Source organism: Rhizobium ruizarguesonis (assembly GCF_012349115.1).
GTDB classification, from domain to species: domain Bacteria; phylum Pseudomonadota; class Alphaproteobacteria; order Rhizobiales; family Rhizobiaceae; genus Rhizobium; species Rhizobium ruizarguesonis.
This window is the reverse complement of sequence record NZ_PQIG01000094.1, coordinates 21,064-37,101: the sequence shown is the minus strand read 5'-3', so window position 1 is coordinate 37,101 and position 16,038 is coordinate 21,064. Positions and strand designations below refer to the sequence as shown.

The 16,038-nt window shown below is 58.4% G+C and carries 12 protein-coding genes and 3 pseudogenes; 8 read left to right on the top strand and 7 right to left on the bottom strand.

What is annotated here, in order from left to right; translation table 11 throughout:
* Positions 1–123 precede the first annotated feature (123 nt).
* Together C3Y91_RS24385 and C3Y91_RS24380 are read right to left on the bottom strand one after the other, a co-directional pair.
* Positions 124–1,323: a nickel/cobalt efflux transporter gene (locus C3Y91_RS24385; protein ID WP_168575917.1), complete on the bottom strand. Its 1,200-nt coding sequence runs from the start codon at positions 1,321–1,323 to the stop codon at positions 124–126.
* Between the two features lie 51 nt (positions 1,324–1,374).
* The gene (locus tag C3Y91_RS24380) at positions 1,375–1,959 is read right to left on the bottom strand and encodes a GNAT family N-acetyltransferase (RefSeq protein WP_168575916.1); all 585 of its coding nucleotides are present in this window, start codon (positions 1,957–1,959) and stop codon (positions 1,375–1,377) included.
* Between the two features lie 339 nt (positions 1,960–2,298).
* Here C3Y91_RS24380 and C3Y91_RS24375 point away from each other — a divergent pair, with 339 nt between their 5' ends.
* The 7 genes from C3Y91_RS24375 to C3Y91_RS24345 all read left to right on the top strand — a co-directional run bounded on the left by C3Y91_RS24375 (position 2,299) and on the right by C3Y91_RS24345 (position 9,120).
* Positions 2,299–3,243: an ABC transporter permease gene (locus C3Y91_RS24375; RefSeq protein ID WP_168575915.1), complete on the top strand. Its 945-nt coding sequence runs from the start codon at positions 2,299–2,301 to the stop codon at positions 3,241–3,243.
* A gap of 40 nt (positions 3,244–3,283) precedes the next feature.
* Entirely contained in the window at positions 3,284–4,111 is an 828-nt protein-coding gene (locus tag C3Y91_RS24370) for an ABC transporter permease (RefSeq protein ID WP_168575914.1), read from the top strand.
* Positions 4,108–4,836, top strand: a complete 729-nt coding sequence (locus C3Y91_RS24365; RefSeq protein WP_168575913.1) for a GntR family transcriptional regulator — start codon at positions 4,108–4,110, stop codon at positions 4,834–4,836. The genes C3Y91_RS24370 and C3Y91_RS24365 overlap by 4 nt, the downstream gene beginning before the upstream one ends.
* A gap of 35 nt (positions 4,837–4,871) precedes the next feature.
* Complete coding sequence (locus tag C3Y91_RS24360; protein WP_168575912.1) at positions 4,872–5,930, top strand: ABC transporter ATP-binding protein; 1,059 nt, start codon at positions 4,872–4,874, stop codon at positions 5,928–5,930.
* Positions 5,927–6,955 carry an ABC transporter ATP-binding protein gene (locus tag C3Y91_RS24355; RefSeq protein WP_168575911.1) on the top strand — a complete coding sequence of 343 codons (1,029 nt, stop codon included), beginning with the start codon at positions 5,927–5,929 and terminating at the stop codon, positions 6,953–6,955. Before C3Y91_RS24360 ends, C3Y91_RS24355 begins: the two co-directional genes overlap by 4 nt.
* Positions 6,956–7,003: 48 nt before the next feature.
* Positions 7,004–8,494: an ABC transporter substrate-binding protein gene (locus tag C3Y91_RS24350; RefSeq protein WP_168575910.1), complete on the top strand. Its 1,491-nt coding sequence runs from the start codon at positions 7,004–7,006 to the stop codon at positions 8,492–8,494.
* A 152-nt stretch (positions 8,495–8,646) separates the two neighbouring features.
* A complete protein-coding gene (locus C3Y91_RS24345; RefSeq protein WP_168575909.1) occupies positions 8,647–9,120 on the top strand; it encodes an Lrp/AsnC family transcriptional regulator in 474 nt (157 codons plus the stop codon).
* A 386-nt stretch (positions 9,121–9,506) separates the two neighbouring features.
* On the opposite strand, the pseudogene C3Y91_RS24340 reads toward C3Y91_RS24345, so the two are convergent.
* From C3Y91_RS24340 to C3Y91_RS24330, 3 genes and pseudogenes are all read right to left on the bottom strand, one after another.
* Positions 9,507–9,836: pseudogene (locus C3Y91_RS24340) on the bottom strand (Lrp/AsnC family transcriptional regulator); the annotation flags it as partial.
* Positions 9,779–10,279: an NAD(P)-binding protein gene (locus tag C3Y91_RS24335; RefSeq protein ID WP_168575892.1), complete on the bottom strand. Its 501-nt coding sequence runs from the start codon at positions 10,277–10,279 to the stop codon at positions 9,779–9,781. The pseudogene C3Y91_RS24340 and the gene C3Y91_RS24335, both read right to left, overlap by 58 nt.
* Before the next feature lie 166 nt (positions 10,280–10,445).
* On the bottom strand, positions 10,446–13,415 hold the full coding sequence (locus tag C3Y91_RS24330) for a class I SAM-dependent DNA methyltransferase (protein ID WP_210267748.1): 2,970 nt from the start codon (positions 13,413–13,415) through the stop codon (positions 10,446–10,448).
* A gap of 195 nt (positions 13,416–13,610) precedes the next feature.
* Between C3Y91_RS24330 and C3Y91_RS38105 the strand changes: the two are divergent.
* Positions 13,611–14,485, top strand: a pseudogene (locus C3Y91_RS38105) (IS66 family transposase); the annotation flags it as partial.
* A gap of 420 nt (positions 14,486–14,905) precedes the next feature.
* On the opposite strand, the pseudogene C3Y91_RS24320 reads toward C3Y91_RS38105, so the two are convergent.
* Both C3Y91_RS24320 and C3Y91_RS24315 read right to left on the bottom strand, forming a co-directional pair.
* A pseudogene (locus C3Y91_RS24320) lies at positions 14,906–15,139 on the bottom strand (IS110 family transposase); the annotation flags it as partial.
* Between the two features lie 354 nt (positions 15,140–15,493).
* On the bottom strand, positions 15,494–15,829 hold the full coding sequence (locus C3Y91_RS24315) for a hypothetical protein (RefSeq protein ID WP_168349684.1): 336 nt from the start codon (positions 15,827–15,829) through the stop codon (positions 15,494–15,496).
* Between the last annotated feature and the right edge of the window lie 209 nt (positions 15,830–16,038).

The window sequence follows — 16,038 nt, the reverse complement described above, 5'->3', positions numbered from 1 at the left end:
GATGTCTGGTCAAGCGGCGAGTGCAAGCTCTTTGTCGATGCAAGCGCGGCAGTCATGGGTGTGTTTCTCCTATCTTATCGTTGTCGCGAACCAGCCTGAACCGCGCCGCAAAGTTTCTGTCCGTCATCGAACGGCGGCCACGACCTTGCCTTCGATGTCCACAAGGCCAGCAGCCTTCTCCGCAGGTTCATGATGCGGGTTCATGATGCCGTTGACGCCGTGGTAGCCCATGTAGAGACCGACAATTATGATGACAGCGCTCGAAAAATAGGGGGCTCGCGCGGCAACGGTCGAAAGCCAGGAGAACTTCTGTGTTGCCTTGCGAACACCGATTGCTGCGGCAGCTCCGACCACGACCAGCGTAATCGCAAGACCGATTGAGAAGCAGAGCACAAGCACGGCACCAAGCGGAATCTTCTTCAGTTGCAGGCAAAGAAGCAGGACCGTGATGGCCGCCGGGCAAGGGATAAGTCCACCGGTCAGACCGAAGAGAATGATCTGCCCCGTCGTCACCTGGCGATTGGCGAAGCGCTTGCGGATATCGTTGGCGTGAGAGAGTGCGTGCGCGTCCTGATAGCCCTCGGTCGCGAGATTGACACCGCCGCCTTGCTTCTTGTCGGCCTCTGCCCCCTGTAGGAACGAGACGTCGTAATCGTGCTCATGGTCGCCATGGTCGAGGCTGAGGCGGGCCATGAAATCATAAGGTTCGGCGATGGTTTCGACGGACTCGATGTAACCGTCGCGATCCACAAAGGTAAATTTCTGCTTCGTGCCATCCGGCCGTTCGGTCGAAAGAGTGACATATTCGGCAGTCCAGTTGTCCCCGCTCACGACCTTCAAGCGCCAGAAGGCGGGCTTGTCGGGCGTGATCTCCATCGACATAAAGCCATGGCCGGTATCAACGCGCTGCGCCGGGATCGCCTTGTCACGGGTCTTTTCCCATTCCGCGACATCGCGCTCATATTGCTTGGCCGAACGCTGTTCCCGCAATGTCTGGCGAAACATCCAGGCAGCTACGCCGATAATGATCACAGCCGAGACGAGCTGGAAATATGGCTCGGCAGTTTCGGCATCGAGACCGGAGAAAAGGTACATGCCACCAAGCGCGATCGCCCAGACGACCATAGTATGGGAAAAGGTCGCAGCCAGGCCCAACATGACGGACTGGGCGACGGTCCCGCGCACGGCAACGATGAAGGCCGCCATCATCGTCTTGGAATGGCCCGGCTCAAGCCCGTGCAGGGCACCGAGCAGGATGGCGCTTGGGATAAAGAGCCAAGCGGCTCCACCGCCTTGGGCGATCAATGAACTAAAGGATTCCATAGGCTTCTCCAGTCTTTGGTTCGAATTTCGTCGGTGAATGGATGTGAGGCGCTAGGCAGTCGCCGCCTGCAGCAGATGGTGGGTCAGAGGCTTGTCGAAATGGATGGTTTCACCGTCGTCGGCGATCGCGACGTAGCCTCTGGACTTCCAGAAGCCGACGGTGGCCAAAGCATGGGAGCTGGCATGCAGATACATGCGCTCATAGCCCCTGCTCAGCGCCTCACTTTCGCAAAGGGCGGCGAGCTTCTTTCCCAACCCACGGCCCCGCATGTCCTTGCGCACATACTGGCGCCAGAGCGAAGCGATGTCGGTACCGTCTCCGTAACGATTGGAAAACAGCGCCGCGCAATTGGGCTTCCAGCCAAGATGCCGAATACCCGTCGTCGCGACGATTTCGCCTTGCCGGTTCTCGACGATCCAGAAAGCACCGCGATGAAGGCTGCTGAAATGATTGCCGGCAGGCGGCAGGAGAAGGGAATCGAGATCGCCATGCCAATCCGGGCGATAGTCGAACCCATAGAATTCCTTTATGACGTCAAGGCAGAATTGCCGCGCTCGCGTAGCCTTGCCTCCCGCATCAGCAAGCAGAGAGAGGCGCAAATCAGGTGAGAATTCAAGATCAGTAGCGTCAGTCATTTCAATACCCATGAGAGATGGAAGGGCGAACACGCTGTCGTTCCTGGCATCCTATATCCTCTCTAGGGGGATAGGATCAAGTCATTTTCTGCTTTACGTCAACATTTCTATTGTTGACAATCCTACAAAGGTGAATCCATGATGATATGCCATCCAGGGGGATAGCATATGAAGGCTGCTCAGACGAAAACCTCGGCAAAAAGCCTCGCACATTTCTCCCCTTGCGACGCCGAGCCTGCGCCCGGCAGTCCCAGCTCATGGCAACCGGTCTGGATCCGCCCCTTTTTGCGGATCGTCTGCAACGCGACTTGTTAGGACCAAAGGAAGCGAGATAGGAAGATGACGAAAATACTGCTTCAGCGTCTGGCTTTCCTCTGCGCCACCTCGCTCGTCGTCTCCATTCTCGCATTTCTCGTTCCATACATGACCGGCGGAGACCCCGTCCGTACCATCTTGCAATCGCGGATCGGCGACCTTGCGGTCGATCAGGATTCGGTCGCGGCGCTGCGCATCAAGCTCGGCCTCGACAGGCCTCTATACGAACAATACGGAATCTGGCTGGCCGATGCGGTGCACGGCGACCTCGGCGTGTCCTTTGCCAATAAGATGCCTGTGGCAAACGAGGTCGCTCGTGCACTTGGCGTCTCGGCCACGCTGGCGGCCGTTTCACTGGCCTTCGCCCTTCTCGTGGCTTTTCCTCTCGGCACGCTGAGCGCCATGCGGCCCGGCGGCCGTTTCGACACCCTCGCAACCTTTGTCACGCAGACCTTCGTGGCCGTTCCGGAGTACTGGATGGCTCCGATGGCTATCCTGCTGTGCTCCCTTCATCTCGGCCTGCTTCCCTCGGCCGGGTGGCGCGGATGGTCTTGCGTGATCATGCCGGCGCTCGTTCTTTCCCTGCGCCCGATGGCCTATTTCACGCGGGTAACCCGGGCGGCGATGATCGACGTGCTCGGCGCGCCCTACATCACCGCCGCATTGTCGCGCGGTCTCAACATGCGCCAGACGGTCGTCCATCACGGCGTACGAAACGGCATCATGCCGGTCCTCACTCTCTTCGCGATGTGGCTGGCCGGGCTCCTTGGTGGATCAGTGGTGGTTGAGGTGATCTTTTCCATCCCAGGCATGGGTCGCCTGCTCTACGAGGCGGTGATCAACAAGGACATTCCGATGTTGCAAGGCGGATTTGTCTGCATCGTCGTGCTGTCCATCGTCATCACCACGGTCACCGACGTCATCCATATGTTCATCAATCCCGCCGTGAGGGTCGGTCATGCCCGCTAGCTTCAATCCCGCTCTCATGTTGCGGTGGTCTGAAAGCCGGATGCGACCCAGGCTGCAAGCGCTTCGCATTCTGCGGGGCCGCCATTGGACCCTGGTCGTGGGAACCACGATGTTTTGCGTGATCGCGACGCTTCTTGTTCTGGGGCCATGGATCGCGCCCCACGATCCAGCAACACAGAGCCTGCTGAAACGACTGAAGCCGCCGAGCACAACTTATTGGCTCGGCACCGATGAACTTGGAAGAGATCTCCTCAGTCGGATTCTCACCGGCGGTCAGTTTGCTGTCGCGATCTCGGCGGTGACGCTCTTCCTCTGCGTGACGACCGGCATGACGGTGGGCATGATCAGCGCCAGGGCTGGCGGGTGGCTGGACGAGCTTCTCATGCGGATCGTCGATTTGCTCCTGTCCCTGCCGGACGTCATCATTGCGATGTTCATGGTGGCGATTTTCGGAGCCGGTTACACAACACTGATCATTTCACTCACTGTCATCGGTTGGGCTCCGTTTGCCCGCCTCGCCCGCAGTCTGTCCCTTGTCATCAACACGCGCGATTATATCGCCGCAGCGGAGGTGCTCGGCTGCCGACCGAGCTTCATCCTGGTTCGACATGTGCTGCCGAACGTTTTCCGGCCCGTTGCCGCTATCACCTTTCTGCGCTTCGGCCACAAGCTGATTACAGTCGGCGGACTGTCCTATCTGGGTCTTGGCGTCCAGCCGCCTCATGCCGACTGGGCACTCATGATGGCGTCTGCCCAGAACTATTTCGATCGTATGCCTCTTCTCGTCATCGCTCCGGGGCTTGCAATTTTCCTGACCGCCCTTTCCGTCACATGGATCGGCCAGGGCCTGGAAAGGCATAAGAAATGACGAACAAATCTAGGGAGTTTCATATGGAGAAATCGAAGGGCGGCGACGTCAAACTGCGCCGTTACAGCCTGGCAACGCAGGTCGCTGAACAGGTTCGCAAAGGCGTCCTCGACGGGACGTTTCCACTGGGATCGCAGTTGAACGAGGCAGATCTTGCCGAGCGCTTCGGCGTCAGTCGCGGGCCCGTTCGCGAGGCACTTGCACGCCTGGTGCAGGAAGGACTCGCCAACAGCCTCCCGCATCGTGGCGTCTTCGTGCCGGAACTGACGGAGAGCGATGTCATCGACATCTATCTGGTGCGTCAGCCGTTGGAACTCACAGCCATGGAAAAAGTCATGGCAAGACAAGAAAAGCGAATACCGCTGCACAAGGAGCTCAGCGCAATTGCCAACCGGATGGAACGCGCTCGCATAAGCCGGAACTGGACGCTCATCGCGGAACTCGACATGCAGTTTCATCGCACGCTGGTCGATGCGGCGGAGAGCCCTCGGCTGTCGCGCGTCTATGCCACCGTACAAGCCGAAACGAAGCTCTGCCTGCATAAGCTGATGGGTGGCTATAGCGGCAACGACGCACTTGTTCGCGAACATCAGTTGCTGGCCGATCTCATGCTCTCCGGCACGATCGAGGCGGCGCTTGCCGAGTTGCGCCGGCACTTCGGGAATCCCGTCGAAACGATGCGCAAGGCAATTCAGGCAAGGAAGGACGTCGCTTCAGCCGCATAAGTCCGCAGTTCTCAATCATAAAAGGGGAAAATTGCATGACATGCCAGACCTGCGAAAACACCGCTGCTCCGATGGGCGAGAGACATCCTATTCTTTCGGTGCGCGATCTGACAGTGCGGTTCGCCGGCGTTGAGCAACCGATCCTGGACCGTGTCAGTTTCGACGTCGGCAAGGGAGAGGTTGTCGCGCTCGTCGGAGAATCGGGTTCCGGCAAGAGCGTAACGGCGCTCTCCATCATGCGGTTATTGCCTCCAGGGGCGACGGTCAGTGCGACTGCCATCGATTTCTCCGGACAGGACTTGCGAAACCTATCGGCCAGTGAGTTCGATCATCTCAGAGGCGGCCGCTTGTCCATGCTGTTCCAGCAGCCTCAAGCCATGCTCGACCCGACATCCAGGGTGGGAGTGCAGGTCGGCGAGCCGCTCCACTACCACAACGGCATCCACGGACGGGAGAACCGCCGCCAGGTCGTCGGACTGCTCAGTGAAGTCGGAATTCCCGATCCATCGGCACGAGCCGATTGCTATTCCTTCGAACTTTCCGGCGGCATGGCCCAGAGGGTGATGATGGCAGCGGCGCTCAGTGCCGGTCCCGAACTCCTGATTGCTGACGAGCCGACGACCGCCCTCGACGTCACCGTTCAGGCGCAGATCCTGCGGCTTCTCGATGCCGAGCGCCGGCGGCGGCGCCTCGCCGTGCTGCTGATCACTCACGACCTCTCTGTCGTATCCGCCGTCGCCGACCGCATTGTCGTCATGTATGCGGGACGCGTTGTCGAGGAAGGCCCCGCGGCCAGGGTACTGAAGCAGCCTTCTCATCCCTATACGCAGGCCCTCATTCGCTGCTCCCTGTTCCAGACCGACGCGCAGGGAAAGCTGTTCTCCCTCCCCCACGGCACGGTCCATGCGCGCGACCTGACGACAGGCTGCCGCTTCCATCCCCGTTGTCCCGTAGCCCAGACGCATGGCTGTCTCGAGCGTTGCGTCGTGGAGGAGCCGCATCTTTGTGAAACCGACACCGACTGCGCATGCAAGGCCCGCTGCTGGGCCACCAGCAGCGAACACCAAGATGTCCGCGCAGGAGTTCCGGCATGAAGCCGCGCGTCGCTGACTCCGATTTTGTCATCGTCGAAGGACTGACGAAGCATTATCTTTTGTCCGGCGGGCGGCTCGTCCGCTCCGTCGATGGTGTCAGCTTTTCGATCCGCCACGGCGAGGTCCTTGGTCTTGTCGGTGAATCCGGCTGTGGCAAGAGCACGGTCGCTCGTTTGCTCATGCGCCTGACACCGCCAACATCCGGGCGGGTAAAGGTCGATGGGCGTGATGTCATCGCGTTACAGGGCGAAGAGCTCCGCAAGATGCGCCGCACTATGCAGCTCGTCTTCCAAGATCCTTATTCAGCGCTCGACCCCTCCATGACGATCGGCCAAAGCATGATCGCGCCTCTGATGCAGCATGCGCTCTACATGCCCGGCGAATGCAAGGCCGAGGTCCTGGACATACTGCGCGAAGTCGGGCTCACCGACGCATTTTACGACCGCTACCCTCACCAGTGCTCCGGCGGACAATTGCAGCGCGTCGGCATCGGACGCGCGCTCCTTCTGCGTCCGGAATTCCTGGTGTGCGACGAGCCGACCTCGGCACTCGACTCCTCCATGCGCACGCAGATCCTCAATCTCCTGTCGGAATTGAGGATTCGGCTACGCCTCACCATACTGATGATCACGCACGATTTGCGGCTCGTGTCGCGCTTCTGTGACCGCATCGCGGTGATGTATCTCGGCCAGATCGTCGAGATAGCGCCGGCGGCCGATCTCTTCGTCAATCCACAACATCCCTATACGCGAGCCTTGATCGCCTCCTCCCTGCTCGACGAGCACGGGCTGGAGGAGACGATCGACACTTTGCACGGAGAGCCGCCGAGCCCGCTCAATCCACCAAACGGATGCCGCTTGCGGACGCGATGCGCTCATGCGGACAGTCAATGCGCGCAGGCAGAGCCCATGCTGCGCAGCCTTGTTGAGGACGACGGCACACGACACTTCGTTCGTTGCCACCATTTCGAACAGATCGCCGCAATTCGCGAAACGCAAGTCGCGCCAGCGATGGCTGCCGGCTGAGCCGGTCATCAGACCTACTTTCCAAAACCAAAAAAGGGGAATGCGAGCATGAAGCTTTTCAATAGGATTTCCGCATTGTCACTGGTCCTCGCGGCAACAGCGGCGGAGGCCCAACCCGTCGTCGTCGCCGACTTCTGGAGCATCAGGAACAATTGGGCAATGACCTCCGACGACGTCTATGTCGGCACAGTGGCCGGCTGCTACGAAGGGCTGGCACGCGTGAACTACGACGGCAAGCTGGAGCCGTGGCTCGCCACCTCCTTCACCCACATCGAACCGAACATTTGGGAGGTCACGTTGAGGCAGGACGTGGTCTTCCAGGACGGCACGCCGTTCGATGCGGATGCCGTCGCCTTCGCGCTCACCAGCCTCTTGCATGGAGAGGTATCGGCTCGCGCCTTTCCGCCTAAACTCTTCAAGTCTGTGGATGCCATCGGAAAGGACAAGGTGCGCATAACGACCGCCCAGCCGCTTGCCATGCTGCCTGCCTATCTGGCCGCGCCCGCCACCAGCATCCTTTCCAAGGCCGCCTATAAGCCGGGCGGCGCCATCGATCCGATCAATCATTGCACCGGTCCGTACACGATCGTCTCGGTGGATCAGGCCCAGGGCCTGAAAGTGAAGGCGACCCCGACCTATTGGGGTAAGAAGCCCGCGGTTGACGAGGGCGAGGTGCGCTTCGTCCTCGACGCCAATACGCGCGCGGTGCAGGCTCGTTCAGGCGAGGCGGACATTTCACGCCTCATTCCCGCCACCAGCGTCAAACAGGTCAACGACTCCGGCGTCGCCAAGATCTCCGAGGCTGCCACGCCGCGAACCACGATGCTCGTCATCAACAACAAGAAGAAACCCTTCGACGACGTGCGCGTGCGAAAGGCCATTCAGGCGGCGATCGACAATCAGGCGATTTCCGAAGCTCTATTCGAGGGGCTGATGCCGCCGGCCAACGATGTCTTCCGTCCGACGGACGCCTGGGCTCCGAAGGACCAGAAGCCGACCTTCAATCCCGATGTTGCCAAGTCGCTGCTCGCCGAGGCTGGTATCGCGCCTGGCAGCCTCAAGGTGGAGATCATCGCATATGTCGAAAGAGCCGAATTCAAGGACATCGCCGCCGCCGTCCAGCAAATGCTGGCGGATGTCGGCATCCAGAGCACGATCAAGGCGGCTCAATACAACGCCATCGAGCCGGATCTTCTCAGCGGCAATTTCGATCTCGCTTTCCTGTCGCGCAATTATTTGACCGACGTTCTTGATCCTGCGGGCTTCTTGTCTTCCGACTTCTCCTGCGAAGGCGGGTTCAATCTAGCGCACTACTGCTCGCCTGAAGTCGATGCCCTGATCAAGGAAGCGCGTGCCAACGACAATGACGAGCAGCGTTATGCGCTCTACGCCAAGATCGCCCAAAAGCTGCAGGGTGACGCCGCGGTCGTCGATATCGTCCATGTCAACACGTTCGATGCTATCGGCGACCGTATCCAGGGCTTTCGGCCGCATCCGCTGAACAATTACTACCTCACGCCGGAACTGTCGGCAAAGTGAGCGAAACGGTGTCACCGGCCGCCGGTGGCACCCTCCCCCGCAAATGACGGAAGCTTCGGTCGTCGTTTCTGTGCTGCGGATTTTGTCATGGCGTGATCTGCTCGATGCAGTCGGAAGCGAAATCATGCCGCGCTTTCGGAGGGGGTAAGGGAATGAAACTTGACAGCATCGACATCACGATCCTTTGCGAACTCCAAAAGAACGGACGCATGACGAACACGGAGCTTGCGAAGCTCGTCAACCTCTCGCCAAGCCCCTGTCTGATGCGCGTAAAGAAGCTGCATGCGGAAGGCTACATCTTTGGCTACTCCGCTCAGATTAACTTGGCCAAGCTTGGTCGGACCGTGACCGTCTTCACTGAAATCACCCTTCGGAACCACCGACAGGTCGATTTCGCCCGCTTTCTTGCGGCGATCGACACATTGGAATCTGCAATTGAATGTCACCTGGTTTCCGGAGGCTACGACTACTTGGTGAAGTTTGTCACCAATGGGCTTGTCGAGTACCAGACAATCATGGAGCGTCTGATCGACAGGGATATCGGCATCGAGAGATATCTGAGCGTCGTCGTACTGAAATCGCCGATTGTCAAACCGCACAGGCCGCTCGAAGCCATCTGCCATTGACCTTGCCATCAAGTTTTATCCAGTTTGAGTTCGCTCCAGCAGTTCTTTTGAAGTGCCCTCCGATTTTGGGCCAGCGGGAGCTGGAATTTCCGGGGTAGCGTACTCGTGTCCGGCAGATGTCCCTGATCTTCAGCTTCAACTCGGCCTGCAGAGATTTTTAGCAAACCCACTCTGCCATGGTGCACGCCGCTTCTGCCCAAGGCAGTGGCATCTTGTCGCTCTTGAGATCCCGTCCGGGGTGAGTAGGGGCCTGCACAGTAGGCCGAGCGGACGCGCGGCGAGCCCTGCGCTTCCCGGGGCGCTCTTTGCGGCATCCTAATCCCGGAATTGTGCAGTCCGGTTTGAATGTCACGCGCTCAGGGTGCGCCGCGGATTCGGCGTAGGCGTCACCGCGTGCGCATCAGGTCCACTGCGCGATTACTTATGATTGCTTCCATCGAAAAATAGCCGGTCACCGTCGCGAGATCGAAGTTGGTTATCAGCTTCTGGTAGAAAGCGTCATAGCCCGACATTCCTTTGGTGATGACCTTGATCAAGTAATCCCAGTCGCCGCCTATTCGGTAAAAATCGACGACTTCCGGCATCCTGTCGACGTGCTTGCGAAAATCTTCCGACCATTCCCTTGAATGATGACGAGTTCGGATCATAACGATCACCGTCAGATCAAAACCGAGCACCTCGAAATCAATGGATGCGCGCGATCCTTTGATGATACCTGTCGCATATGGAATTCGGCTGCTAGCCGCTTCGCGATCGGCTTGCCGGTATCCAAATCCCAGTCGAGGAACGGCAACCCGGCGCTCTTGTCGAGCGAGCCCGGCGCTGGCCATTCGTAGATATGGGGATGGAGCAGGCGAGGCGAGGCGCTCTGAAGTTGGAGCACTTCAACCGCGGGATCGTACAGGCTAACGTCGTAATCCAGAAGACCCAACGCCGATGCGCAAGTCACGCCAGCGGCGCCACCACCGACAACGGCCACTGTATCGTTCGGCTTAAGGATGCCTCGCTCGTGCAGCGCTCTGACCAAGCGGAATGCACGAACCTGCTGGGAATAGAATGTGATGCGCCGCTCGAACGTGCCCAGAAAATATAGACCGTCGCTTCCCGGCAGCGTGCTTGCCGTAATCCAATCATTCAGCGGGTCTGCGATATCGGTCATGCGTTCTTTGCTCGGCGCGGGCATCTGCGCTCATAGCGCGGCGCCGGCCAACTGCTCCGAATTCGTTGTTTCCCCCACCTCAGGATTTCCAAAGAAATCCGAAGCACCAGTCATTCCTTGCCGCCAAAAGCCGGACCGCGCAACAGTCCATTTACGAAAGAACACCCTAAGAGGTCGAGTAGGCCTTCGTGATTGGGGAGGATGAGGCCGGATTTTGAGAAACTTCGGTGGCTTTGGCTTTTTTTAGAGCTTTCGGCTTCGATTTCAGGGTTGGCAGCTGTCGCGGCTTCGAGGTTGGCTTTGATCCGGCGCCGGAGGATCGTGCCAGATTGAGCGCCAGCAACTTTGCAACGATATCTTCGTCGGATATGTTTATCGGCCAGCCATACGCAAGCAGGACCGCTTGATCGAGTTTCGCGTGTGCGTTTTTTAGCCACGCTGGTGGCGCACTGTACAAAGCGCCAAGCGTTCGTTGCGCGAGTTCCACAGCCGCCTCTTTATCGACAGGAAGGATGCGTTCTGGATAGCCTGCCGAGACTTCTGGTTCTCTACGGATCAGCGAGGTGGGATGAAGCCATTCGTCGCGAAGAGACTTTAGCTCTTTTGCGGCGAGTGCAATCGCTTGAGCTCGTGGGTCCGCAGCCCATTCCTTGGCCGAATGGGCTGGTGTAAGCCCGTCTGGGAACGGGAATGTTTCAAACACGGCGGTGTTAGAGTACGTGACGTCGTTACCCGCACCGATCCAGGAGCATGTCGCAATGGTCCAGATATGATGTACCTTCGATTGTAGGACGCCGAGGAACGAATCATCCTCTCGCGCAAAAACTACCAGCTTCTGATCAGGCAGCATTGAGACGGGTAGGTAATCAAATGTCCGATAGCTAGATACCATGGGGGTCGCGACATACTGCTTCAGCCCCGCCAAAGATTTCCGCATTTTGGGCCTTGGCCTTGCATGCCGCCACCAGATTTCGCGTTCATTCTTGGCGCGCACGGCGAAGTTGCCGTCAGAATTGAGACGTTGCCGATAGGGTTTGACGTTATCCTCGATGAATGCAAAAGGCCGTTCGTACAAAGCCGCGTCGGCCGCAGATATCGATGTGCCGAAGTCGATCACCCATTTATCGGGCCGATCACCGTTGAAGTCATCGCCGTTGAGCGTTGGGCGGATAACATCGGAATTTGGCTTGCCGTTGACATTCAAAGGCCGCGTAAGAAGGTTGCGTGCCTGATTGCCAGATATTTCGAATGACCCATTCAAAATCACGCCGACGAAGCAAACGCCCGTATTTTCGGCAAGCGTTGTTCGTCGCGTGACGTTGTTCTGCCCTGCTGTCAGATTGGGATGAATCGCGGACACGTCCTTGTTATCGAGCTTTACGGGCGTGTCGCCTCCCCGATCGAAACTAACGAGTGAAACGCGAACGGCCGCTCCGTCGACTACCCATGGTTCGTCATCCCACGCGTCGAATATCCGACCGCGATCGCAGATGACTTTCAATATCTTATTGCTCGAGCCTGATCGAATAGAATTCGTCGCGACAAATCCGGCGCGATGGAGCTGTCCGGCCTCTACCATCTGCCAAGCTTTGGCGAACCAAAAACAGACGAGATCGCCTGCCTGGGGCAATACCTGCCCGTAGAGTCGTCGAAGCGACTGAACATAGCTTTCGGTCAGTTCCCGGATCATCTTTTTGTCGCCAAGAAATGGGGGGTTGCCGATGATCGCATCCACGCGCGGCCAGTCTGCAATCGTACCATCCGGATTGATCAGTGCGTCCCTGCATTCGATGTTGTTAAGAGGCTTCAGTACCGGTTTGCGGTCGACGTCGAAGCCGTTCTTTCTCATCCACTGGATTTCGCCGATCCACACCGTCACGCGCGCCAGCTCAGCCGCGTAAGGATTTATCTCAATGCCATTGACGACCTGTGGGCCGACGGTCGGGAATTGGCGGCCGAAGCCCATGGCCTCCGCTTCCAGGTTGACACGGTGTTCCAGGTCCTTGAGGCCCAGCAGGGCAAGGTACAGGAAGTTGCCCGATCCGCAGGCGGGATCGAGGACCCTGAATTGCCGCAGGCGTTCCAGAAAGCCGCCTAGCAGATCGCGCTTGCGCTTTTCAGATGCGCGGGGTTTTTCGATCGCCGCTCTCGTGTCTTGCCACTCTCGCCAGAGCGGCTCGAGGATGACCGGCCGGACAATCATCATGATCTTTTCCGGGTCGGTGTAGTGCGCGCCAAGTTGGCTGCGCTTGGCTGGGTCCAGGCCGCGCTCGAATAACGTGCCGAAAATCGAAGGATCGATATCGGACCAGTCCAGGGCGGCTGCTTCGCCAATAATCTTCAGATCATCGCGTGTCAGTGACAGGGCTGTGGCGTTGTCGAAAAGCCCGCCGTTAAACCATTCAATTTCATCGACGCCGAACAGTCCGCCGGACTTCATGGCGCCGAACAATTGCTCCATCAGGTCCTTCGCGATGTAGGGCTTGTGGAAAGCCTTATCGAGTATCTGGGTGAACAGATGCCGCGGCAGAAGATTGATATCTTCCGCGAACATGCAGAACACCAACCGATTGACGAAATGCGCCACCTCATGCGGCTCATGGCCTCTTTGGTGCAGCTGGCCCGCCAGGCCCGCGAATTTATCAGCGGCCTCGCGCGTCAGCGCATCGATAGTCTTGGCAGGTTTCAGACGCTCTGGGTCGGTGAAAACCCACCGCAGTAGATCGCGCTTCCCCGCATCCCTCAGCTCTTCAAGCGAAATCATATGAACTTCGGAAACCGTGTTCGTCCAGTTCGTATGAACGACGATGCGGTCCATGTCCGAAACGACAAGGATCGGCGGGTTTTCCAGAGCGACAGCATATTGCTGCAGCTGGGCGAAGGCGGCTGTCAGGTCTTTCCGTTTGCCCTTATATTCCCAGCCGAAATGACTCCGCTTCCAGACGTCCGCCCATCCTTCGCCGCCAGCGGTTTTTGAGGCGCCCCGCTCAAAACAGTACCAGTCGCCTTTTTGGTCAACGTCCGTCGGCTTGTCCACGCCGAGCACGTCGCACAGATCGTTGAAGTGAGATTGCGAGGCCGAACGCTCTTTGAGCGTCGAGTGCTTCCATTTGGCGATGAACTGATCCGGGGTCATCGGTGCGCCATGTCTGGATATGGGCGCATTGCGCTCGTTCTGGAATTCAAGCTTTGCCCCCGATTCACCTCAATAGGTTGTCATGTATGACGACTTGCGGTCAACGACAATCCTTTATGTGGGCTGTCAGGATTTTCATGCTTGCGAGCCCAAAAAATGTCTCGCTGCCAATCCTGTTCGATCTCCAGATCAAGGGGAGGTGAACATTTCACCGCCTTCCGCACGACCCCGTCGAAGTCGCGTCTGAACTTTCTGGCCCTGCTGCGCGGCAACTATCAGGACTATGTTCTCAACGATGCCGCCTTCACCTTTCTGGAAGCCCGTCAGGTGGACCCCGCCCTTCTGGCGCATTTGAAGACATGTGAGCCGCGGCGGTTTGCCAATCAGGTTCCGTTTCTCGAGTATCTGGCCGCCAATGGTATCGACATCTTCGACAAGGACATAATCCGCCCGTTTGCCGAGGCCGGCATCTGGGGCGCTATCCGCCATCATGGTCTGGTCGGCAATGCGGTGATCGTATCCGACGATGCCGGACAGTTCCGCGTCGGCACCCATGCGCTGTGCTGGATCCACGCCGAGCGTTTGCTGCACAAGCTGATGCCGGCGACGCCCGGCCAAGTGAAACACGTCGACACCCTGCGCGAGCTTGTCTGGCACTTTTACAAGGCCCTGAAAGCCTTTCAGCGAAGACCTGATCCCCGTGCAGCCCGGGGCCTTCAGGCCCGGTTCGATCGGATCTTTGCGCACCGGTTATGGCGACCTCGACAAACTGCTGGTTCGACTGGGTCGCCGCAAGGCCGAACTGCTGCGGGTTCTGGAGCGGCCTGAAACCCCGCTCCATACCAATGCGTCGGAAAGAGATCTGCGCGGACTTGTCATCAAGTGATAAGATTTCCGGCGGCACGGTCAGTCGCAACGGTCGGCAGGCGCGCGATGTCATGCTCGGCCTGATGAAGACCTGCCAAAGGCTCGGCCTGTCGTTCTGGCACTATCTCGGCGATCGGCTGGGGATCGGTGACGAAGATCATCTTATGGCACCGCTCGCCTCCCTGGTTGCAGCACGCGCCTGAACGCCCTCGACCCTTTGCGCACGACCACCCTTCTGCATCAGACATGCTGATTGTGTCGGCACGGCCACTAAATCAGCCCCGCTTACCCCCGCGAGAGCGCAAGATGCATAGTCTGGTTGGATCTCAACGCCTTGAAATCATGGTAAATACGCCATTAACCAGAAGCGATCTCACGTCTTGGCTCCGTCATGGCTGCGGATTTTTCACGACGGTCTAACCATCGATAAGTACCTCTTATCGATTCTAGATTGATTTCAGCGCGCAAATCATCCTGTCGGTCTCCTTGGATGAGTGGAAAGGCCCAGGCCTTTGAAACCTCCAATGTAGTCTCCATGGAGAAACTCCCGTTGCTCATCCACGGAATCCGATCACAGATTATGACGGCCGGGACAATGTGTCAGCGGGACACCGGTTGCAGCGCAAATATCGCATCGTCCAGTTCTTCTTGCGTGGATAGATACGACCATGCTTTAGCATGAAGGCGCTGATCTGCTGTCGGTGAACTTGCAATGTCTCGACTGCAGCGGCCCGGGCGCGAACGAGGTCTCACATCGCCTCATGGCCCTCATCGGAAACCCACACTGCCGTGAGCTCGCCCGACCTCAATAGCCGGCCGAGCGCGAGTGCATCTCGACGATTTCTATCGGCGGGTTCTGGGTTTGAAGTCCAGGGCTCGGCAAGCGCCGAATACACGATGTTGAAAACGGTGACGCGGTGGTCGCGGTCAATTCGGTTAGCGTCCTTTCGACCGATCATCCGCTTCGGATCGATACCGGCCAGAGTCGGCGTCGAAATCGTCTTGAAGGCCGCTGACGTCGAGGATGCCTATCGCACGGCAAAAGAGAGCGGCTGGCCGGTCTCCGAACTTGCTCTGCGGCCTTGGGGGCGACATCGCTCAGGGGGCGGGCCGTAACCGTCCAATTTGCCGATCATCCGAGACCGACAACCTCGCTGCGGGGTTTGAGGGGCCCGCGCTCGATATCGGATCCACGCAGTCGCTCAGGGGTGTCAAGGAGCGGCTAGCCCGAGCGACGCCTCTAGATTCCTGATTGCTCGCTCCGCTGAATCTTCGGGATCGCTCGGATCAGCGATGTACACAACGCTGTCTTCTCGGTAGCTGATTTGAAGCCCTAAATTCACTGATCCAATGGCCGCAATTTTGTGCCCACTGAAGTAAGGGTCGTCTAGTACATCCCTGATGGCACCGAGCAGATCCGTGCTTCGGTGCACGGACAGCACGAACGCCGTTGCGATGCGCGCTTCGTTAGATGCGGTCTCGAGATGTTCCATGATGCGATCAACCAAATCGCTCAGGTGCGAGAACCCGTAAGTAATCTCCTTCATGCGGCTAGCCCTGCGTGGCCGTGGTAACGGAAGCGCGCCATCGCCGATGCGTCTGCCGCGATGACAAGAGCGGCGCCAGCTTTCGCAGCACGCTTCAAGGCGCTCATCTTCGGAGACATTCTCCGTACGATTTCGTTGGCGGTCTCAAGTGAGAACATTGGATCCATAGTCTCGGCTCTGTAGAAATCCAGGCATGGGCGGTCAACTTG

Coding starts and splice junctions, on each gene's coding strand:
- C3Y91_RS24385 (WP_168575917.1), bottom strand. CDS start 1,323: ATGGAATCCTTTAGTTCATTGATCGCCCAAGGCGGTGGAGCCGCTTGG.
- C3Y91_RS24380 (WP_168575916.1), bottom strand. CDS start 1,959: ATGACTGACGCTACTGATCTTGAATTCTCACCTGATTTGCGCCTCTCT.
- C3Y91_RS24375 (WP_168575915.1), top strand. CDS start 2,299: ATGACGAAAATACTGCTTCAGCGTCTGGCTTTCCTCTGCGCCACCTCG.
- C3Y91_RS24370 (WP_168575914.1), top strand. CDS start 3,284: ATGCGACCCAGGCTGCAAGCGCTTCGCATTCTGCGGGGCCGCCATTGG.
- C3Y91_RS24365 (WP_168575913.1), top strand. CDS start 4,108: ATGACGAACAAATCTAGGGAGTTTCATATGGAGAAATCGAAGGGCGGC.
- C3Y91_RS24360 (WP_168575912.1), top strand. CDS start 4,872: ATGACATGCCAGACCTGCGAAAACACCGCTGCTCCGATGGGCGAGAGA.
- C3Y91_RS24355 (WP_168575911.1), top strand. CDS start 5,927: ATGAAGCCGCGCGTCGCTGACTCCGATTTTGTCATCGTCGAAGGACTG.
- C3Y91_RS24350 (WP_168575910.1), top strand. CDS start 7,004: ATGAAGCTTTTCAATAGGATTTCCGCATTGTCACTGGTCCTCGCGGCA.
- C3Y91_RS24345 (WP_168575909.1), top strand. CDS start 8,647: ATGAAACTTGACAGCATCGACATCACGATCCTTTGCGAACTCCAAAAG.
- C3Y91_RS24335 (WP_168575892.1), bottom strand. CDS start 10,279: ATGACCGATATCGCAGACCCGCTGAATGATTGGATTACGGCAAGCACG.
- C3Y91_RS24330 (WP_210267748.1), bottom strand. CDS start 13,415: ATGACCCCGGATCAGTTCATCGCCAAATGGAAGCACTCGACGCTCAAA.
- C3Y91_RS24315 (WP_168349684.1), bottom strand. CDS start 15,829: ATGAAGGAGATTACTTACGGGTTCTCGCACCTGAGCGATTTGGTTGAT.